This is a genomic window from Planococcus sp. S3-L1, assembly GCF_030063085.1.
Taxonomy (GTDB): domain Bacteria; phylum Bacillota; class Bacilli; order Bacillales_A; family Planococcaceae; genus Planococcus; species Planococcus kocurii.
The window spans coordinates 23710-43357 of the sequence record NZ_JASISN010000017.1 but is presented as its reverse complement, the minus strand read 5'-3'; the positions used below and the strand labels follow the sequence as shown (position 1 = coordinate 43357).

The window sequence follows — 19648 nt, the reverse complement described above, 5'->3', positions numbered from 1 at the left end:
ACTCCATTCCGTTTCTTATTATACGTTCAAAAAGAAGAAATATGAAACATACCTGCTTCGAAAGCGTCATTACTTTTATCATGCGCATATTGCAGTTATATACGTTATAATAGTTTTCGACTCACAATAATAAAAAGTACAGGTGAAAATACCATGCAAACTAACAAAAGCTTTACCGATCGAATCGACTGGTCGCTAGCTTTCATCTTATTTCTATTCTTCATCATCAGTCTAGTGGCCATTTCTTCTGCTCAGACTTCTGGTCAGTATTTAACGAACTTTGTTCCAAGACAAGCTTTATTTTATGTTGTTTCTGTCGTAATGATTGGGGTTTTGATGTATTTTGATCCTGAACAATACAAGAAGATGGCTTATTACTTATATGGTTTCGGTATTTTCTTGCTGATTCTACTTATGATTTCGCCTGATGGTGTTGGTCAGATAGCTGAGCCAGTCAACGGTGCCAAAGCTTGGTTTCACACACCATTTGTCAACATTCAGCCCGCTGAGTTTATGAAAACTTTCTATATATTAGCGCTGGCAAAAATGATTTCTACTCACCACGAACAAAATTTGATAAAATCCATCAAATCCGATTTTTTTCTTCTCGGAAAAATTGGTCTTTGTCTGGCTATCCCTCTTGGCTTTATCCTGCTTCAACCTGATTTAGGAACTGCTCTTGTTTTTATTGCTATCACTTTAGCCGTTGTGGTTGTGTCAGGAATTTCTTGGAAGATTATTGCGCCGAGTTTTGGTGGTGTCGCTGTTGTTGGCAGCATTTTACTATGGATGACTATTAATGCCCAAGATTTTCTGTCTAGCGCTTTTGGATTAAAACCATATATGTTCGAACGTATTTATACGTGGCTTGACCCGTATTCCTACGCAGAATCTGGCGGATATAATTTAATTGCTGCATTGAATGCTATCGGATCAGGAGAAGTATTCGGCAAAGGTTATCAAGGACGACAGGTTTACGTGCCAGAAAATCATACAGATTTTATCTTTACTGTGATCTCAGAAGATTTCGGATTTGTCGGAGCGAGTACTGTTATCATCTTGTTTTTCATGCTTATCTATCATTTGACCAAGATAACACTGCAATTCAAAGATATGTTCAGCACTTATGTGTGTGCAGGAATTATTGCGATGATTACATTTCACGTATTCCAGAACATCGGCATGACGATTCAACTTTTGCCAATTACGGGGATTCCGCTTCCCTTCATTAGTTACGGAGGTAGTTCGTTGATCGGGAATATGCTAGCACTCGGAATTGTCTTTAGTATGAAATTTCATCACAAGAACTATATGTTCGATAAAAACAAAAAATAAAAACTCCGGCGCAGTGCGCCGGAGTTTTTATTGTTGAGATTGCGCTTGGATTGGTTGCGGCAAGGCAATTGCTTTTATTAACTCGACTCGGGATTTTGTGATTTTTGCTTGGATTCCTAGTTTCGATAAATTTGAAACAATGTTGCGAACGTCTACGTTTTTCGCCATCCAGATCACCTCTTTGTATTTTTCGTTACCTATAAGGACGTATGTAAACTTGCTACGTTTCATAAGCAAGATGCAAATCGTTGACTTTTCTGTGTCTATGTATATAATACCATCATTTCAGAATTTTAAACTTATCATTTTGATGACAATTGCGAAGAAAATGTAAATCCTTTGATTTACATACCCCATAGAGGTATAATATAAGCAGATCTAGGAGAGGAGAATCTTCAGATGAGCGAATTAATTGAAAAACCCTTTGCACTGGATAACTCTTGTCGAAAAAGCCACCATCCCCTCTCTGTTAAAAGGGATTTGACCAACCGTCTGAACCGCGTGGAAGGACAAGTCCGGGGTATAAAAGGTATGGTGGAGAAAGATGTTTATTGCGATGACATCATCACACAACTTGCGGCTACTCAGTCTGCACTAAACAGCGTTACTAAAGTTTTGTTAGAAGGCCATTTAAAAGGGTGCGTTAAAGATCGTCTCGAAAATGGTGAAGAAGAAGTATTAGATGAACTACTTATAACCATCCAGAAAATGATGCGGAAATAATAAGGAGGAAATTACGATGAAAGAACAAATTAATTTACAAGTAGGCGGCATGTCGTGCCAACATTGTGTGAAATCTGTAACAGAAAGTGTTATGGCTTTACCAGGAGTTGACAAAGTAAAGGTCTCTTTAGAAAACGCTTCGGTTGATGTAGCTTATGACGCCTCAGCTATTGATGTGGCTCAAATTGCGGAAGCCATTGAAGATCAAGGATACGATGTTGCAGCTTTAAGTGAGTAACTGCGGAAACGCAGTTATTTTTTTCAAAACATTATACCCCCAATAGGTATATGATTTCAGGAAAGGTGGGAGAATCATGAGTACAAAAAAAACTGAAGTGGCGATTACTGGAATGACCTGTGCAGCGTGTGCAAATCGCGTCGAAAAAGGTCTTCAAAAATTGCCCGGCGTTTCACAAGCTACAGTCAACTTTGCCACCGAAAAAGCTTCGGTCGTCTATGACGATGAGCAAGCCTCTGCATCGGCAATGCAACATAAGATAGAACAATTAGGATACGGAGTGCGACAAGAAGAAATCGACTTTTCTATCCAAGGGATGACGTGTGCCAATTGTTCGGCGCGTATTGAAAAAGTATTGGGTAAAATGGAAGGTGTTCAATTAGCCAATGTCAATCTAGCCATGGAAACGGGACACATTTCGTATAATCCCAACGCTGTCAAGCCTGAGGATTTTGTCAAACGGATTCAATCACTCGGTTATGATGCGATTCTTAATCAGGAAAGCGATGAAGCCACCGACTACAAACAACAGGAGATCAAAAAGAAAACTCGTTTGTTCTGGATATCAGCCGCATTTTCCTTCCCTTTGCTGTGGACTATGTTTAGCCACTTCTCTTTCACGTCCTGGATGTATGTACCTGATATTTTGATGAATCCACTCGTCCAGTGGGGACTCGCAACGCCTGTTCAATTTTGGATTGGCGCTTCTTTCTATAAAGGTGCCTATTTTTCTTTGAAAAACAAATCAGCTAATATGGACGTTTTGGTCGCACTCGGCACATCGGCCGCTTACTTTTACAGTGTCTATTTAGTTCTTGCCAATTGGAATATGAGCCATAATATGGGGTTATACTTCGAAACGAGTGCGGTCTTAATCACGCTGATTATTTTAGGAAAAGTATTTGAAGCAAGAGCCAAGGGTCGTTCTTCAGATGCAATAAAAAAACTGATGAAGCTTCAGCCTCAACATGCATTGGTCGAGCGCGGAGACGAATTCGTCAGCTTGCCCATCTCAGAAGTTAAAGCAGGCGATATTCTATTGATTAAACCAGGAGCATCGATTCCTGTCGATGCTGCTGTTCTTTCGGGCAATTCGGCCGTTGATGAATCCATGCTAACGGGTGAAAGTTTGCCGGTTGATAAAGAAACAGGCGACGCTGTGTTTGCGGCGACCGTCAATTCTAACGGCTCACTTCGCGTGCAGGCTGACAAGATTGGTAAAGATACCGTCTTATCGAATATTATTCGTGTCGTCGAACAAGCACAAGGATCTAAGGCGCCGATTCAGCGACTCGCTGACCAAATTTCCAGTATTTTTGTTCCTGTTGTCGTAGGAATCGCAGTCATTACGTTTATCATCTGGTATTTCCTAGTGTCACCAGGAAATTTTCCAGCTGCTCTCGAAAGTACCATTGCAGTACTCGTTATTGCCTGCCCTTGTGCACTTGGTCTGGCTACACCGACTTCCATTATGGCAGGGTCTGGACGTGCTGCTGAACAAGGGGTTCTTTTTAAAACAGCTGAGTCGCTAGAAAACACCAAACATATCGATACGATTGTCTTGGATAAAACAGGAACGATCACCAATGGGCGTCCTGTTGTAACAGACTTTATTCCAGTAGCTAATTTTGACTTAACGGATTTGAAAAATTTGGCGGCTAGCGCAGAAAGTCAATCTGAACACCCTGTGGCGCAAGCCATCTCTGATTTTGGTGACGCTAACCTAAACGTTAGTTCGTTTAAAGCGATACCAGGACACGGTATTCGCGCAACAGTAGCAAATCGCCAAGTCGTAATGGGCAATCGACGCTTGATGGAAGGAATCGCAATTGACGAATCTCAAGCAGAAATCTTTGAACGAGACGGCAAAACCGTTATGTTCATCGCAGTCGATGGCCAGTATGTTGGACTTGTTGCAGTAGCTGACACGGTTAAAGAAAATGCCAAACAGGCAATTCAGGAAATGCGCGGTATGGGTCTACATGTCGTCATGCTAACCGGAGATCAAGAACAAACAGCAATGGCGATTGCTAAACAAGTCGGCATTGATGAAGTATTTGCAGGCGTTTTACCTGCCGAAAAAGCAGATGTTATTTTAAAACTTCAAGAACAAGGCCGACGCGTTGCGATGGCTGGAGATGGATTGAACGATGCACCTGCTTTAGCTACTGCTGATGTTGGTATGGCAATGGGCACTGGAACAGCGATTGCGATGGAAGCTGCCGACATCACATTAATGCAAGGTGATTTGCTGAGAGTGGTCGACGCGATTCGAATGAGTCGCTTAACTGTCCGCAATATTAAACAGAATCTGTTTTGGGCACTCGCTTATAACACAATCGGCATTCCAATTGCAGCAGCTGGCTTCTTAGCTCCTTGGCTTGCTGGTGCAGCGATGGCTTTCAGTTCCGTATCAGTTGTGATGAATGCGTTGCGACTTCAACGTGTAAAACTAAATAAATAATTATTCATTTTTGAGAGAGCCATTTCTGGCTCTCTTTTTTTCGATCATTGTTCTATAGAAGAAACCAGGGTAAAATAAGGACACATTCTTTTCAGAAAGCGGGAATTTCTTATTATGAAAAAAACCATCTTACTATTGATGTCCGTTCAGTTTTTTGTTTACTTAGGTTTCGGCATTATTATCCCAATTTTACCCGAAGTAATCGTTCAACAAGGTTATTCAGAAATCCATGTCGGTGGACTCATCACAATCTATGCCCTATCTTCTTTTTTCACTGCACCACTATGGGGAAGACTTTCTGATCGAACCGGGCGCAAGAAACTGATCCTTGTCGGTTTAGCCGGCTTTAGCTTGAGTTTTTTCTTATTTTCACTATTTCTAGATCATTTAATGTTATTGTACTTTTCACGTATTGTCGGTGGTCTATTCTCTGGTGCACTTTATACGGCTGTCACAGGCTATGTAGCAGATATCACCACAAATGAAGATCGCAATAAATACATGGGCTTTCTTGGCATGTCGATCGGTCTTGGGTTTATTTTTGGACCTGCAATCGGAGGCTTGCTCGGTTCTGTGTCTCTTTCGTTACCGTTCACGGTTTCTGCAGTACTGGTTCTGCTATTGATGGGCTATGCAAGCCTCGTCTTAAAAGAGCCTGTTCGTAAAGGTGAAGCAACAAAACGCGCACTTTTGCCAAAAGGCTCTAGCACACTCTGGCAATTCCGTATCCGCTATTTATTTTTAATGTCCTTTATGGTTACCATTTTACTAGCGGGGTTAGAATCAACTTTTCAATTGTTTCAAATTGACCAAATTAGTATTACTCCACTTCAGCTTGGTTATTTGTTCATCGCTAGCGGACTGGTTGATGCCGCGATTCAAGGTGGCGTCGTCCGCCGCATAAAAGATGGTGCTGAAACAAAATGGATCATTGGTGCACAAGTCGTTACAGCTCTCGGCTTGGTTCTTCTCCCCTTTACCAACAATTTGATTTTCGCAGGTGTTGCACTAAGCATCTTTACTGCTGGGAATGCCCTTTCTCGTACTGCATTGGTATCACTGACATCAAAAGAATCAGGGGGTAAGTACGGTACAGCTGCTGGATTGACTTATTCAATGGACAACCTAGGTCGCATTATTGGTCCTTTGGCATTTACATGGCTGCTCACCATGCAAGCAGGGGGAATTTATTATTTATCTGCAGCGTTGGCACTAGCTAGCATCTTGCTCATCCTACTGTTTAAAGCTTCTACTAAATCTTTAGCCACAACAAACAAAGCCAATGCTTCTGCGTAATTGGCGTTTCTACTTAGCATAAGCATCGCTGCTAGCGGTGCTTTTTTCGTAGTCGAATTTCTTCTAGCTACACAAACAAAATGATTAGCCACATTAAATGAAGTAGGAGAACGCCTGAATAAAGCAAGTTTGCGAAAAAAAGTGTATAACGCCATGTGCGGGATTGAATCTCGATGAATGGTGTAAAGAGAAAGCTGAAGAGACAACAAGACAATAAGATTTTGATGCCGAGGAGAGCTAAGGGAGATAATGACACTAACAATGGATTGGCTTCGTTTATAACACCAAATGAGAGACCTATATAGGTCAACATCCCATCAAAAAAATTCAAAATGACTAAGCACCAGACATATTTTTTTAACGGGTTACTTTGCTGATCAGAGCTCATGCTTTACACCCCATTTACTAGAAATGCATGACCTTAGTAATGGGTTACCCTTATTTTTTAATTTTCAGACAATAAAAACAGGTATTTGTTCATATATTTTTTATACACTTAGGAATAACCGGTCGATTCTATTAAAACCAAGAAAGTTACTATGCATGCCCCATGTCATTGATTTACCAAGAACTTGGCGACAACAAACTCGCAAAAAAAGCCCATCACTCTTCATGATAGGCTTTTTCTTTTGTATGATAGCGCTGATAGACGTCGTGAAACTCGAGAAAATGCTGCCAATCCTTTTCGAACTCGGGTTGGATGCAAGAAACTTGGAACAACTGACGCACTTTCAAATAATTGCTGGCACAATGTAACTCAAATCCTGAAAGATGAGCATCTTCAACTAAAAATCGAGTCTCTTCTATTATTTTAAATGTGCGAGACGTCGGGTAGCCAGTAGCCAAGTTTGGCCAGTCTTTCGTATCTTCTTTCATTTGTATAAACCGTTGTTTTAAGCGTTCATAACGCGCAGGATACGCTTTTAATGCGCGATGCATGCTTTCTAATAAACTTGCAGAAAACGTAAACGGTACATCTGTTGCATAAAGCCCCAAATCCAAATAACTTGGCAAGTTGTCGTCTGGATCAATTTTGTGGCTACTAAAAACGATAGCGACTCCACTTAATGTTCCAAGTGCTTTGCCACTCGTTGCTGTCGCAAGCCACACATTTTCCAATGACAACGGTACGGCACCAAAACTGCTAATGCAATCTAAACACAATTTCACATTTCGCTGTTTACATGTATCAGCGAGTATACGAAAATCATTTAATTGACCGGTAGACGTTTCGCCATGAGCCATCAAAACCCAACTGACATTCTCTTGTTCCAGCTGACGCGCTATTTTTTCCATTTGAAAAGCTTGACCCCACGCTTCTTCAATTACTTCAAATTCCATGCTTAATCGCTGTGCTTGTTGAACTAACCGTTTGCCAAATTCGCCATTTACTAAAATCAGCCCGTTGGAGTTTAGCCGCTTGATTTGCCCAAGCATTGCTTCGTTTGCTAAAGTACCACTCCCTGAAAGCAGATGTGGAGTCATTTCCGTCATTTCTTCGAGCATGCGGTCTACTTCTTGTCGAACTTCACGGAAAGCCGCGGACCTGTGAGAAATAGGTGGTTCTTGAAAAGGAGTAGCGAGTTCCGCAGTTAACGCCACAGGACCAGGTAAAAATAAGCGGCGCTTTGCTTGTAACCTCGCTGCGACAGAATCATTGTACTGATGGCGTGTCGTTACCATTGGAACAAAGACAGCTGCGCCTGTCCCCATTGGTTCCGCAAATGCTCGAAAGCCCAGCTGTCCATACAGTTTCATCTGACGGACTGTTCCGGAAATCACTGCCGAGTCAAACCCTTGCTCGAGACAATAATCGGACAGGGCGCGTGCTAAAAGGAAAAAAACACGCCCATTACGATGTTCTTTTCGAACGGCCAACAAACGGATTTCACAAACCTTACCGGCATCTGGTAGGAACTCTTCAATAGATCCAATTTTGAGATCCAGCGAAAAAGGACGTTCAGAACGTAGCGCAATCATTCCAACTACCTCCACTCCTGACAACACAATCAAGTAGGTATTCTGTTTATGAAATAGATCCGTGCGCGTCCCACTGTCATTTGCTTGGTGTTGAGGAATTTCTTCCACAAAGGTTTCGTAGTTTAAACGCGCAATGTCCTTAAATTCCGCCTCGGTTCGAGCAACTTTGCACCAATACATGATCTTCCGCCTCCCTTCAGCTTCTAAATGCATCTTCTACTTGGTAAAGACTTAAATCGATATCAACAAGTTCCCCAAGTGCGAGTTTTGCTAGTTGCCCTCCCAAATAAGGACCTGCAGTCAGACCTGAAGCGCCAAGTCCGTTTGCCACATAGAAGTTTTCGTAGCCCGGAACTTGACCAATAAACGGCAATGCACTTGTGGTAGCTGGACGAAATCCGGTAGCAGCACCCGCCATTTCCGTTTGCCCAAGCCCAGGTGCTGCTTCTAATGTTTTATCTAGAATGTGATGAATACCGCCCGCCGTTAATTTGTCATCAAAGCCCACTCCGTTTTCATGGGTAGCTCCAGCGACAATTCTACCGTTCGCAAAAGGCACAATGTATTGACCATAAGGAACCATAGCAACTGGCCAATCGCCTGTACTCTGTTCATCTGCTTGCAACTGAAGAATTTGCGCTTTTTGTGGCACAATATCTAAATCTAATTCCAAGGGTTTGAACAAATCTGCAGCCCATGCGCCTCCTGTCGAGATGACTCGGTCTGCATAGATTTTTTGTCCTTCTACTAGAACGCCAACCACTTGTGAGTTTTCTACAAACAATTCAGCATCGCCGGTTAAACGCTCTGCTCCAAGTTTTACAGCCGAAGAAATCAAAGCGTCTCGAATGGCTTTTCCATCCACTCGAGCCGCTCCGCTGACCCAAAGCGCTCCATATTCCTCTGTCGCATACGGAAAAAGGGCTATTGTTTCTTTTGATGACAGTCTCTTGATGTCTCCCATTTCAGGTGCATCCACTCTTCGTTCATATGCTTTTTGCTCCATCTTATCTAGTTTGCTCTCTTCATGGATGCTAACGATGCCGACTTGTTTGTAACCCGTATCGGTTTCACCTAAAGCTTCAAGCTCACGAATCAATTCAGGATAATACTTGGCACCGCTTTTCGCTAGTCCGTACCATGCTTTGTTTCTCCGCTGCGAAATCCATGGACAAACGATACCCGCTGCCGCTCCCGTTGCTTGTCCTTTATCGCCTCTATCTATTAAAGTGACTGACGCTCCAGCTTTGGCTGCATGGTAGGCCGTAGAGGCTCCTAAAATTCCTGAACCAATAATAAGTAATGATTTCATATAAACACCCAGTTTCCAAAAGTCTTGTGTCTTCATTCTAATCCAGTCAGCCAAGAGACTCAAATCCATCTCATAGATTTAGCCTGATACGGATTCAAATTTAGAATTTCGGGTAAAGCTATTAGTAGTAATGTCAGCAGAAGTTTACCAGAGGAGGAACTATTCTTATGGAAAGAAGTCGATCAACTGAAAATCTATTGCCCATAACTTCTATTCAGAGCGGGTCTGGAGTCGAGATAGCTCCCGATGTATACTGCTATACGGTTCAAGTAGCGAATGTCTTCTTTATCGGCAATCCCACTACTAGTAACGAGTGGGTATTAATTGATGCAGGCATGCCACATGCTGCGAATAAAATCCTCGAGGCCGCAGAAAAACGCTTTGGACCTGAGCATCAGCTCAAAGCCATCATTCTAACACATGGTCATTTTGATCATGTGGGTAGTCTCATTGATATTTTAGAACAATACAAAGTGCCGGTTTATGCGCACCCCCTTGAATTCTCTTACTTAAAAGGCATCACTGATTATCCAAAGCCTGATACGACAGTCGAAGGCGGACTGTTGGCAAAAATGTCAGGCATTTTCCCAGTCAAAGCAATTGACATTTCTGCGCATCTTCATGAACTACCGTCAGATGGCAGCGTCCCAACAATGCCGGGGTGGCAATCGATTCATACACCAGGACATTCAGCGGGTCATGTCTCACTGTTCCGCGAACAAGATCGTCTTCTCATTGCGGGCGATGCTTTTGTTACGGTGAAACAAGATTCATTGTATAAAGTTCTGCGACAGAAAAAAGAAATACATGGTCCACCTGTTTATTTCACAACAGATTGGCGTGCCGCTTGGGAGTCTGTCTGCAAACTGGCTGACCTTAAGCCTTCAATCGCTGCAACAGGTCACGGCAAACCAATGACTGGTGCAGCTCTCGCTAAAGGATTGGTTGATTTGGCAGAGAATTTTCAAAAAACCGCGGTGCCTGCTCACGGTAAATACGTCCACACAAAATAACTACCATTTATCAGCAGAAACAGCTTTCTCGTTCCTGCTGATTCCCAAAAAGAATGACAATTCAAAATACAATGTTTAGAATTTTGTAGTGTGGGTAAATAACTATGATAACCTATTTTACTAAACGACCAATAACACGAAAAGGAGTTGAGTTTTTATGAGTAAGAAAGCATTATTTATTTCGGATCATGGCGATCCATTAGCTGAACTCGGTGGCAAACAAGCGGGTGGCCAAAATAATTACGTAAAGCAATTAGCACTCGCATTAGAAAACAAAGGATGGCAAGTAGACGTCGCAACTCATTGGTGCGATTCTTCAGCACCTCAAATAGAAACGTTTGGGGCAGCATGTCGAGTAATCAGACTGGAATCTGGACATAAAGGATTCGTGTCAAAAGATGAGATGTACACAATGCTTCCTGCCTTTTATGAAGAGCTAAAAAGCACAGTAAATCTGGAATCCTATGATATTGTCCATACTCATTATTGGTTATCTGGTTTAATCGGTAAAAAATTGAAGAAAGACTTTGGATTGCCTTATGTACACACCGCTCACTCACTCGCATGGGCAAAAGAAAAAGCAACAGGAGTTCATGATCAGCGCCGGATAAATGCAGAAGGAGCTATTTTAAAAAATGCAGACTATGTACTTGCTACTACTAATAACGAAAAACAATTGATCCAAACTTTTGTCAACTCTCCTTCTCCCATCAAAGTTATCCCCATCGGTGTAGACCAAGCATTTAAAGTACGTGGAAACCGATCACATTTACGTAAAAAATTCGGTTACCACAACCCTCTCTTTGTTTTTGCCGGAAGACTGGAAGTAACTAAAGGAATTTTTACGCTGCTAAAAGCTTTTCAATTACTAGTAGAAAAAACGGGTCCTACCGATACACCTTATTTGATTATTGCTGGTGGAGATGCTGAATCTATCGATTTGGAAACAAATTTACCTAAAGACAAAAAACTGCGTGAAGCCGTTCGCGGGATTGAACATCGCATCGAGTTCTTAGGTTCGCAGTCTCAAGAAGAGCTGGCATTATTATTTAACTCAGCTACAGCTACAATTGTACCAAGCTTTTATGAATCATTCGGAATGGTCGCCGCAGAAGCCCAGGCCTGTGGCAGTCCCGTTATTGCTTCAGATATTGGCGGATTGAAAAACGTTGTTCAAGACGGTATTACCGGTCTGTTAGTCGAAACAAAAAATGAAATTGACTTGGCGATTGCGATGGAGGTCTTGTCAGCAAACGCATTATTAACTGAACGATTAAGTCGTCAAGCCGTGCAAATTGCGCGCAAAGATTTTGACTGGGACTCTATTTCCAAACGCATAAATACATTGTACGAGGTGATTATCGATGAACAGAGCAACGCATTTGTTGGCAACAGATTTAGACGGAACGCTCGTCGGTGATCGCAATAGTTTAAAAAAATTGTTGGATTTTTATAATGCCCAAACTTATACAGTTTCGTTAATCTATATTACCGGGCGTCATTACCAATCTGCCCTATCTCTCATGTCAGAACAAAATTTACCGGTTCCCCACGTGCTTATTACAGACGTGGGAACCGGCATTTACATAGGCGATTCATTAAAGCCAGACCTTGAATGGTCTGCATTCTTGGAAAAGTCTTGGATGCCCCAACAAATAGATGCGATTGCAAGAGTGATTCCAGGTTTGGTTTCGCAAAATTTGCCAATTACTACACGCTGTTCTTACTTCGCTTCAGATTTAGCCATTGTAGAAGCTTTTCGTTCACAACTAAATAAAGCCGGCATTCCTCACAAGCTCATTTACAGTGGCGGTCGTGATGTCGATATACTTCCAGCTGGTAGCGGCAAAGGACAGGCTCTTCAATACATTTTGGATAAGTACAAGCTAAATACAGCTAAAGTGTTGGTTGCCGGCGATTCTGGAAATGATGTGGAGATGCTGACGCTGGGTTTTCCTTCAGTCATTGTTGGCAATGCACAGCCTGAACTACTCAAACAAACTGAGCACCCGTCTATTTACCGGGCCAAACAAGAATTTGCAGGCGGCATTCATGAAGCTTGGCGCTATTTTTATACAGATTGACCTTTTCCCTTTGAGCAGAAATTTGTTTGAAGGGGTTTTTTCTTCGAAATTTAAGGTTCTAGGGTAAAGGTTTGTTTTTTTATCTATATGGTTTATATTTAGTAGGAGATCATTTTGTAATCAGAAGGTTTGCCATATTTAAAGTCTGTGAATGTCAAACCACACAACAGGAGGAAATTGAGATGAGCAAAGTTTCGAATTTACAAAAAGAGTCCTTGGCTATGCTAAAAGAAACAAGCCGGACCTTTTTCATCCCAATCAGCTTTTTAGAACCTACGTTGAAGAAAACTGTTGGCTCAGCCTACCTTTGTATGCGCGCGATTGATGAAATTGAGGATCATCCCGAACTAGAAGATCAGATTAAAATTCAGTTACTGAGCACCATTCAACAAATGCTGGAAACAGATTTTAATGAGTCCCAATACTTGGAGCTTGTTGCTCCCTATGAAAATTTTCTTCCTCCCGTTACTATGCGTTTAGCTGACTGGATTAGTGTTTGTCCTGAGGAGATACGAGGGAAAGTAATGGAATCTACAGCCATTATGGCTGGTGGCATGTCCAAATGGGTAGAAAAAGATTGGGTCATTAAAACAAAAGAAGATTTAGATGAGTATACGTACTATGTGGCTGGACTCGTTGGCACAATGCTTTCAGACATCTGGTACTGGCATGATGGAACAATAACAGACCCAGATCACGCTATCGCTTTTGGCCGAGGATTACAGGCCGTCAACATGTTGCGAAATTACGATGAAGATTTCGAACGAGGTGTGACGTTTGTGCCGGAAGGTTGGACACGTGAAGACATGTTCAATTACGCCAAAAATAACTTGGCTAAAGCTGACCAGTATGTCAAACCCATAAAAAACAAGCGAATTCTCATGTTCTGCAAAGTTCCGTTAGCTTTAGCACATAGTACGCTAAAAGCGTTGAAGTCCGGAAAAGAAAAGATGAGCCGGATGGAAGTCGAAGGCATTGTAGAACAGTTAAAACAAGAAGAACATTTAAGCTAGCCTGCTCCAGCCTGCTGTTCCTAAAGAGGCTGGATTTTTTGAATCCGCGGCTATGGAAAAGCCTGTTTTTCTTTTAATTGCGTATTTTTAGACACAGGGATTAAAAAATTGTTGCATTTACTTGTGCAAGTTTTTAAAGTTAGGAGAATTCCAATGACAGTAACCATTATTAGTGTTCTCACGGCAGCCATTTTTGTATTAAACATTATGCTTGCAGCAGCGCTCGTATTTCTTGAACGACGAGATGCCTCTTCTACATGGGCTTGGCTACTGGTCTTATTTTTTATTCCGATTTTTGGTTTCTTCATTTATTTGTTTTTGGGCAGACGCTTGAGAAAAAAGACACTTTTCAAGTGGGAAGGCAACAAACGAATCGGTATCGAAAGCCTAATTGCTCATCAAATGAACGAATTGCACGATCACGAGTTTGAATTTAAAGATCCCAACACAAAAAAGTATTCCGATTTAATTTACTTACATTTAAGAAATAATGGTGCTTTGCTGACTCAAGACAACAGTGTTCAAATTTTTAATGATGGTCGTGAAAAATTTGATTCACTACTCAAGGACATCGCAACTGCCAAAAATCATATTCATATCCAATACTACATTTTCAGATTAGATGAACTAGGCACTCGGATTGTCGATGCTTTAACTGCTAAAGCAAAAGAAGGCGTGAAAGTGCGTTTACTTTATGACGATATGGGTTCACGTAGTTTAAGAAAACGGCATTTCAAAGAATTATTAGCAGCTGGAGGAGAAGTCGAAACTTTCTTCCCTTCAATTTTACCTATCATCAATCCGCGGTTAAATTATCGCAATCACCGAAAAATTGTCGTAATCGATGGCCAAGTTGGATATCTCGGTGGCTTTAACGTGGGCGATGAGTACATTGGATTAAGCCGAAAATTTGGGTACTGGCGTGACACTCATTTGCGTATTGAAGGCAGTGCCCTGCACCCTTTGCAAACACGCTTTATCCGTGATTGGAATCAGGCATCTGTACATCATGACATTGCATACGATGAATTTTTCTTTCCTGTTAAACCAGCGCAAGGAAATACGTCTATGCAAATCGTTTCTAGTGGTCCTGACGAAGATTGGGAACAGATAAAAGACGGGTACGTAAAGTTAATCAACTTGGCTAAAGATTATGTTTACGTACAAACACCTTATTTTATACCCGATGCTACTTTCTACGATGCGATTCGCATCGCAGCTTTATCAGGTATCGATGTCCGCATTATGATTCCAAATAAACCAGATCATCCATTTGTTTACTGGGCAACTTACTCTTATGTTGGACAAATGCTAAGAGCTGGCGCACGTGTTTTCACTTACGATAATGGCTTTTTGCATACAAAAATGATTGTCACAGACAATAAGGCGTCTACTGTTGGCACCGCCAATATTGATGTCCGAAGCTTTAAATTGAATTTTGAAGTAAATGCTTTTATTTACGACGAAAAGATATCGACTGACCTTGCGGAACTCTTCCATCGTGATATGAAGCTCTCGACTGAATTGACTTATGAAATGTATTTGGATCGTACACGAATGATTAAAACCAAAGAATCGATTGCCCGCCTGTTAGCACCTATTTTGTGATAAAAGTGATTCTTTTTATAACTTTTACGAATCTAAATTGGCTCATAAAAAAACGTCTCCGAAAAAAGGAGACGTTTTTTACTTTCTTAAATTCCTAAATATTCTTCTAATGTAATGTCTTGTTGATAGATTTCAGTCGCAATGTCTTTACCCACATATCGGAAATGCCAAGATTCATGCATATAGCCCGTGATGTGTTCGCTGCCTTCTGGATAGCGCAGAATAAATCCATACTGATGTGCGTTACTCGCTAGCCACTTGCCGCCTTCCGTATCACCAAACGATGCCGAAGCCCAGTGCTGTTCTTTTCCAGCTTCTCCAATATCAAACGTCAGACCTGTTTGATGCTCCGAATAGCCGGGACGTGCACTGTATCGATCTGCTGCTTGTTGACCATCCTTCGCTACATAGCTATCGTACAATTGCTTTTGTCGCGCAAAATCACGATATGTACTAAATCCGTGCAGATTGAGACCCGCTTCAGCCGCTGCTGCTTTCATTGTCTCAAAAGCCGATCGTGCTTCTGGTACTTCTCCAGGTGCATAAGTTTCGGGTAACGGATGCTGCTTGTTTGCCAATAGCACACCGTTAATAATGGTTGGCGCTTTCGGTAATTCAATGTCTTCTGGATAAACCGTAGCATCTGGCGCTTCTTCAGGTTTTTCAGGTTCAGTTGGTTTTGCAACTTCATCTTTCGGTGTTTCTACAGCAGACTCTTCCGTCGACACAGCGTCTGTCAATGCTTTCATGCTTTGCTCGACATCTAAGTCGTGCATATATAACCATACTGCCGCTAATGCAGCCATAATTGCTGACACACCAATCACCACCCATTTGATAGAGAACTTTTTATTTTTTTGATTTACGCGATTGATAAATTTCATACTAAGCCTTCCTTCTGTCGATTTCTATTTTATTCTATCATTCTTACTGACGAAATTCTTCGTTAACAAGTCGCTTTTTCTCTTTGTTTTTTAAAAATAACGATTTACTTCCAGAAGATGTGACAATGTCTTCTGAAAACTTTACTTTACTTGAGTTTTAAATGGATTTATTAGACAAAAAAAGACCTCATTAATATCAACAAAAAGACCCCCTTAAGTTTTTATCTCTTTTCGAATAACTATTTATAAACACTTAAGGAGCTGGAAGCATTGGATCAACTATCAGAACATGATATCCAGGCATTGATGAATCAATTAGATACACTACTTGAAGAACGCATGAAAGAAAAATATGATTATACAAAAAAAGCACAATCTCGTTAGTGAGATTGTGCTTTTTTTATAATAAGATCGTCCCTAGAACGACAAAGAACAATAGGCCGAACACGACGGACATGCCAAGCATCCATTTAGCTTCCCGGTGCATTCCTTGCGCTTTCATATGACGATAGCGAAAGCTGTTTGTTAGAACGAAGAGCAAAGTCATGAACAGCACAGCTACTTCTAAATAGCCGAACAGGAGAAAAGTCAATGCCGTGACACTCAAAAGTCCAATTGCTATTCCTTGTACAAGTTTCATATTCATATAAGTATCTCCCAAAAAAGAAAGCCGACAATAGTTGCCGGCTCTCTTTATTATTATTTTTTCTCTTCTACTGCTTCCAGTGCTTTTTCTGGATGATTCGAGTAGAACTTACGACCAATAAAGGTTTGGATAATCAGGAGAATCCCGCCGACTGTCCAGTATACCGGTAAAGCTGCCATCGATGTGAATGAAATGAACATAATCATAATTGGAGAAATGTAGACGAACAATTTCATTTGTTTTTGTTGTTGTTCAGGCATAGTCCATAAAGATACTTTTGCCTGGAAGAAATAGACCGCTCCGGCAATCAAAGTCATAATAACGTCCGGCGAACCTAGACTAAACCATAAGAATTCGTGGGCTTGAACATCCGGCGAATGCAGAATAGCAAAGTACAGACCCATGATGATTGGCATTTGGATAACGACAGGCAAGCATCCCATGTTTAACGGGTTTACTTCGTGTTTTTTGTAAAGCCCCATCATTTCCTGTTGCAATTTCATCTGTTCTTCCTTGTCTTTCGTTTCTTTCAAGCGCTTTTGAATGTCTTCCATTTCAGGACGCATAGCATCCATTTTCACTTTCATTCCCTGCTGGCGTTTGTATGTCCGCAGCATAAACGGCATTAATACTAAACGAATGATAACCGTAATCACAACAATTGCCAACCCGTAACTTCCACCAAACAAGTCACCCAAATAATTCAACGACACGTCAAACGGTTTAACAAAAACCGTATAAAACATACCTTCTTTGTTTTCTACCGCCGAACATCCACTCAATAAAACAACAGCGAACGCCATCATCATTAATAATGTAATTTTCTTTTTCAAATTAGTCACCTTCACCTTTTTTAACTACCTTGAAGTATAACGATAAGCACAACAAAATTCAATCCATGAACAGAACACGCGTGTAATTTTTAATTTTTGTGACAAAATTACGGCATTCTATTTGCTAAATTCATTTTAATGGCAAGAAAAAAAGGAGAATTTCTTCTCCTTACTTGGCATTTGGCAATGTATAGCGGAAATATGGAATGTGCTGGCTATCACGAAATTGCTTTGGTGTAACTTCCGTGTACTTCTTAAAAATTCGCGTGAAGTAACTTTGATTGCAAAAATGAAACTGCTTAGAAATTTCTGAAATGCCTTTATCGGAGTGACGAAGATAGTATTGAGACTCTTCTACACGACGAACGTTCAAATATTCAACTAATGTAATACCCGCATGTTCTCTAAATATACGTGACAAATGGCTTGTTGAAATACTAAAGTGTTTGGCAATGTCTTCAACCGATAAATCGCGTTCTACTTCATCATTAATGTAAATAACAACTTTGTTGACTGTTTGATGGCCAAAAGAAGGCTGTTTGCGCTCAGAGATAATGGATACAAAAAACTCAATTAACTCATCAGCTACGAACATGAACTCTGAATCATTCATATGTTTGTCGACCAATTCCACACAAGCAGAGTTAAATGCAAATGCTTTTTTAGGCGGCACACGCATTTCATACAGTTTTCGTGCCATAACAGAAGACAGGATGATGTAATAATTACGGATCGATCGGATAATATCTTTTTCGGAACGAAGTGAAAGCATGTCAATTAATTCTCTTAATGTTTCTTTAGCACGCTCTTTTTCAAGGTGGTGAATTTCATACATTAGCTGTGTTTCAATCTCAAAAAATTTATCCAATCCATCAATTTGGTTTAAACTTTCTGTTTCATTCATAAAGATCTTTGAAATAGTTTCTTGAATGGATGGTGCTGTGATAATATTCATCGTTTCCCCGTCTTTCTTTGTACAAGTTTTTGCGGCATTATCTCAACTATATACTGAAATAAACTAAAATAATAGAGTGAAGCTGCTATTTTTGTATTTTTTTTATGTAATTTGCTCTATATGTGAATTCTTTCTCTTATGCCTTCAGTAATGCTTTAATACAATTTTTATACTATATAAGACGATTTTACTCTTAATAAGTTTCATTTTTACTCACAAAACTTAATTTTAACAGGAATCCAGAGTAATCTATAGAAATCAGACTTACTGTAAATTCCTGTGTGGTCGTCATATCTGTTGTGCCATTACATTTTAACTAGCAGAATACAAATTCCGCTGTTATTCATCCTCGTTTGGTGGAATTAACGCACGGATATGGCGCGGTAATACTTCAATGATAAATGGAGTTGCGCAGCCTTCATCTCCATCAATATTACTAGATAACGGTTCATTTGTTTTAATCGATACTTTTGTTGTATGAATGACTTCTACTGCTGGATCTTCTTCTAACTTTCCTCTAAGTACTGAAGTTGCAATGCGGACAAAAGCTGGCAAAGCAGCATTTTTCACAATATATAGATGCAGTAGACCATCATCTGTTAAGGCGTCAGGCGCTAGTTTTTCAAATCCACCTACTGAATTCGTTAAAGCGACGAGCACTAATTTCGCTTCTCCAGACCATAGCCCATTATCATGTTCAACTTCGAAATAGGTTTCTGAGTCAGCCGCAATGGCCTTTACCCCTTCAATAAAATAGGCCAACGCCCCCAATTTGGTTTTTTTTGCTGGATCGATATCATAAGTGGACTCGGCAATAGCACCAATTGCCAGTATATTCATAAAGAACTGTTCTCCGACTTTAGCAATATCTACACGCTTTTCGTAACCCGTTTTAAGCGCTTCAATAGCGGACGGTGGGTCCAAGGAAATTCCCAAAGCTCGCGCAAAATCGTTGACCGTACCAAGTGGAATCAGCGAAAAAAGTGGCTCATGAGACTGTTCAGCTATTCCTGATACCGCCTCGTTAATCGTACCATCTCCGCCCATCGCCACGATGAAATCGTATTCTTTCTCACAGGCTTCTGCTGCAAAATGGGTAGCATCTTTTGCTTTTTTAGTTTCTCTTGTATCTACTTCGTATCCCATTGAGACGAGTGTCTTTTCAACTTGGTCGCGGTATTCAGAAGCTTGTTCTTTTCCGGAAGATGGATTTAATATAAACATTGCTTTTTTCATCATCAGACCTCCAATGGTATAATACACT

The 19648-nt window shown here is 40.8% G+C and carries 19 protein-coding genes; 10 read left to right on the top strand and 9 right to left on the bottom strand.

What is annotated here, in order from left to right:
* Positions 1 to 153 precede the first annotated feature (153 nt).
* The gene (locus QMF37_RS14130; RefSeq protein ID WP_078080117.1) at positions 154 to 1335 is read left to right on the top strand and encodes an FtsW/RodA/SpoVE family cell cycle protein; all 1182 of its coding nucleotides are present in this window, start codon (positions 154 to 156) and stop codon (positions 1333 to 1335) included.
* A gap of 27 nt (positions 1336 to 1362) precedes the next feature.
* On the opposite strand, the gene QMF37_RS14125 is transcribed toward QMF37_RS14130, so the two are convergent.
* Positions 1363 to 1503, bottom strand: a complete 141-nt coding sequence (locus tag QMF37_RS14125) for an Lmo0850 family protein (protein ID WP_169793164.1) — start codon at positions 1501 to 1503, stop codon at positions 1363 to 1365.
* A 231-nt stretch (positions 1504 to 1734) separates the two neighbouring features.
* On the opposite strand from QMF37_RS14125, the gene QMF37_RS14120 reads away from it, so the two are divergent.
* The 4 genes from QMF37_RS14120 (at position 1735) to QMF37_RS14105 (ending at position 6056) form a co-directional block, all read left to right on the top strand.
* A complete protein-coding gene (locus tag QMF37_RS14120) occupies positions 1735 to 2058 on the top strand; it encodes a metal-sensitive transcriptional regulator (protein ID WP_058386389.1) in 324 nt (107 codons plus the stop codon).
* Between the two features lie 16 nt (positions 2059 to 2074).
* Positions 2075 to 2296, top strand: coding sequence for a copper chaperone CopZ (gene copZ / locus QMF37_RS14115; RefSeq protein ID WP_283478606.1), 222 nt, complete (start codon positions 2075 to 2077; stop codon positions 2294 to 2296).
* A 76-nt stretch (positions 2297 to 2372) separates the two neighbouring features.
* A complete protein-coding gene (locus QMF37_RS14110; protein ID WP_283478605.1) occupies positions 2373 to 4760 on the top strand; it encodes a heavy metal translocating P-type ATPase in 2388 nt (795 codons plus the stop codon).
* A 114-nt stretch (positions 4761 to 4874) separates the two neighbouring features.
* Positions 4875 to 6056 carry an MFS transporter gene (locus tag QMF37_RS14105; protein WP_078080115.1) on the top strand — a complete coding sequence of 394 codons (1182 nt, stop codon included), beginning with the start codon at positions 4875 to 4877 and terminating at the stop codon, positions 6054 to 6056.
* A gap of 67 nt (positions 6057 to 6123) precedes the next feature.
* Here QMF37_RS14105 and QMF37_RS18295 read toward each other — a convergent pair whose 3' ends face one another.
* The 3 genes from QMF37_RS18295 to QMF37_RS14095 all read right to left on the bottom strand — a co-directional run bounded on the left by QMF37_RS18295 (position 6124) and on the right by QMF37_RS14095 (position 9348).
* On the bottom strand, positions 6124 to 6444 hold the full coding sequence (locus QMF37_RS18295; protein ID WP_369678758.1) for a DUF5658 family protein: 321 nt from the start codon (positions 6442 to 6444) through the stop codon (positions 6124 to 6126).
* 215 nt (positions 6445 to 6659) lie between these two features.
* Positions 6660 to 8216, bottom strand: coding sequence for a GNAT family N-acetyltransferase (locus QMF37_RS14100; protein ID WP_283478603.1), 1557 nt, complete (start codon positions 8214 to 8216; stop codon positions 6660 to 6662).
* A gap of 16 nt (positions 8217 to 8232) precedes the next feature.
* Positions 8233 to 9348, bottom strand: coding sequence for an NAD(P)/FAD-dependent oxidoreductase (locus QMF37_RS14095; protein ID WP_078080811.1), 1116 nt, complete (start codon positions 9346 to 9348; stop codon positions 8233 to 8235).
* A gap of 167 nt (positions 9349 to 9515) precedes the next feature.
* Here QMF37_RS14095 and QMF37_RS14090 point away from each other — a divergent pair, with 167 nt between their 5' ends.
* The 5 genes from QMF37_RS14090 to cls all read left to right on the top strand — a co-directional run bounded on the left by QMF37_RS14090 (position 9516) and on the right by cls (position 15066).
* Entirely contained in the window at positions 9516 to 10361 is an 846-nt protein-coding gene (locus tag QMF37_RS14090; protein WP_078080113.1) for an MBL fold metallo-hydrolase, read from the top strand.
* A gap of 157 nt (positions 10362 to 10518) precedes the next feature.
* Positions 10519 to 11781: a glycosyltransferase gene (locus QMF37_RS14085; RefSeq protein WP_078080112.1), complete on the top strand. Its 1263-nt coding sequence runs from the start codon at positions 10519 to 10521 to the stop codon at positions 11779 to 11781.
* Positions 11726 to 12445 (top strand): HAD-IIB family hydrolase, encoded by a 720-nt coding sequence (locus QMF37_RS14080; RefSeq protein WP_078080111.1) that lies wholly within the window; start codon positions 11726 to 11728, stop codon positions 12443 to 12445. Before QMF37_RS14085 ends, QMF37_RS14080 begins: the two co-directional genes overlap by 56 nt.
* A 182-nt stretch (positions 12446 to 12627) precedes the next feature.
* A complete protein-coding gene (locus tag QMF37_RS14075) occupies positions 12628 to 13458 on the top strand; it encodes a squalene/phytoene synthase family protein (RefSeq protein ID WP_078080110.1) in 831 nt (276 codons plus the stop codon).
* Positions 13459 to 13611: 153 nt separating this feature from the next.
* Positions 13612 to 15066, top strand: coding sequence for a cardiolipin synthase (cls, locus tag QMF37_RS14070; protein ID WP_058386398.1), 1455 nt, complete (start codon positions 13612 to 13614; stop codon positions 15064 to 15066).
* Positions 15067 to 15152: 86 nt separating this feature from the next.
* Here the strand turns inward: cls and QMF37_RS14065 are convergent, their stop codons facing one another.
* The 5 genes from QMF37_RS14065 to QMF37_RS14045 all read right to left on the bottom strand — a co-directional run bounded on the left by QMF37_RS14065 (position 15153) and on the right by QMF37_RS14045 (position 19620).
* Complete coding sequence (locus QMF37_RS14065; protein WP_071153526.1) at positions 15153 to 15950, bottom strand: M15 family metallopeptidase; 798 nt, start codon at positions 15948 to 15950, stop codon at positions 15153 to 15155.
* Between the two features lie 400 nt (positions 15951 to 16350).
* Positions 16351 to 16596 (bottom strand): hypothetical protein, encoded by a 246-nt coding sequence (locus tag QMF37_RS14060; protein ID WP_058386400.1) that lies wholly within the window; start codon positions 16594 to 16596, stop codon positions 16351 to 16353.
* Positions 16597 to 16649: 53 nt separating this feature from the next.
* On the bottom strand, positions 16650 to 17429 hold the full coding sequence (gene yidC / locus QMF37_RS14055; RefSeq protein ID WP_058386401.1) for a membrane protein insertase YidC: 780 nt from the start codon (positions 17427 to 17429) through the stop codon (positions 16650 to 16652).
* Positions 17430 to 17598: 169 nt separating this feature from the next.
* A complete protein-coding gene (locus QMF37_RS14050) occupies positions 17599 to 18384 on the bottom strand; it encodes an AraC family transcriptional regulator (RefSeq protein WP_058386402.1) in 786 nt (261 codons plus the stop codon).
* A gap of 339 nt (positions 18385 to 18723) precedes the next feature.
* Positions 18724 to 19620: a diacylglycerol/lipid kinase family protein gene (locus tag QMF37_RS14045; RefSeq protein WP_058386403.1), complete on the bottom strand. Its 897-nt coding sequence runs from the start codon at positions 19618 to 19620 to the stop codon at positions 18724 to 18726.
* Between the last annotated feature and the right edge of the window lie 28 nt (positions 19621 to 19648).

Coding starts and splice junctions, on each gene's coding strand:
- QMF37_RS14105 (WP_078080115.1), top strand. CDS start 4,875: ATGAAAAAAACCATCTTACTATTGATGTCCGTTCAGTTTTTTGTTTAC.
- QMF37_RS14075 (WP_078080110.1), top strand. CDS start 12,628: ATGAGCAAAGTTTCGAATTTACAAAAAGAGTCCTTGGCTATGCTAAAA.
- QMF37_RS14095 (WP_078080811.1), bottom strand. CDS start 9,348: ATGAAATCATTACTTATTATTGGTTCAGGAATTTTAGGAGCCTCTACG.
- QMF37_RS14085 (WP_078080112.1), top strand. CDS start 10,519: ATGAGTAAGAAAGCATTATTTATTTCGGATCATGGCGATCCATTAGCT.
- QMF37_RS14045 (WP_058386403.1), bottom strand. CDS start 19,620: ATGAAAAAAGCAATGTTTATATTAAATCCATCTTCCGGAAAAGAACAA.
- QMF37_RS14050 (WP_058386402.1), bottom strand. CDS start 18,384: ATGAATATTATCACAGCACCATCCATTCAAGAAACTATTTCAAAGATC.
- QMF37_RS14090 (WP_078080113.1), top strand. CDS start 9,516: ATGGAAAGAAGTCGATCAACTGAAAATCTATTGCCCATAACTTCTATT.
- QMF37_RS14080 (WP_078080111.1), top strand. CDS start 11,726: ATGAACAGAGCAACGCATTTGTTGGCAACAGATTTAGACGGAACGCTC.
- QMF37_RS14065 (WP_071153526.1), bottom strand. CDS start 15,950: ATGAAATTTATCAATCGCGTAAATCAAAAAAATAAAAAGTTCTCTATC.
- QMF37_RS14120 (WP_058386389.1), top strand. CDS start 1,735: ATGAGCGAATTAATTGAAAAACCCTTTGCACTGGATAACTCTTGTCGA.
- QMF37_RS14100 (WP_283478603.1), bottom strand. CDS start 8,216: ATGTATTGGTGCAAAGTTGCTCGAACCGAGGCGGAATTTAAGGACATT.
- QMF37_RS14125 (WP_169793164.1), bottom strand. CDS start 1,503: ATGGCGAAAAACGTAGACGTTCGCAACATTGTTTCAAATTTATCGAAA.
- QMF37_RS14060 (WP_058386400.1), bottom strand. CDS start 16,596: ATGAATATGAAACTTGTACAAGGAATAGCAATTGGACTTTTGAGTGTC.
- QMF37_RS18295 (WP_369678758.1), bottom strand. CDS start 6,444: ATGAGCTCTGATCAGCAAAGTAACCCGTTAAAAAAATATGTCTGGTGC.
- QMF37_RS14110 (WP_283478605.1), top strand. CDS start 2,373: ATGAGTACAAAAAAAACTGAAGTGGCGATTACTGGAATGACCTGTGCA.
- QMF37_RS14130 (WP_078080117.1), top strand. CDS start 154: ATGCAAACTAACAAAAGCTTTACCGATCGAATCGACTGGTCGCTAGCT.
- copZ (WP_283478606.1), top strand. CDS start 2,075: ATGAAAGAACAAATTAATTTACAAGTAGGCGGCATGTCGTGCCAACAT.
- cls (WP_058386398.1), top strand. CDS start 13,612: ATGACAGTAACCATTATTAGTGTTCTCACGGCAGCCATTTTTGTATTA.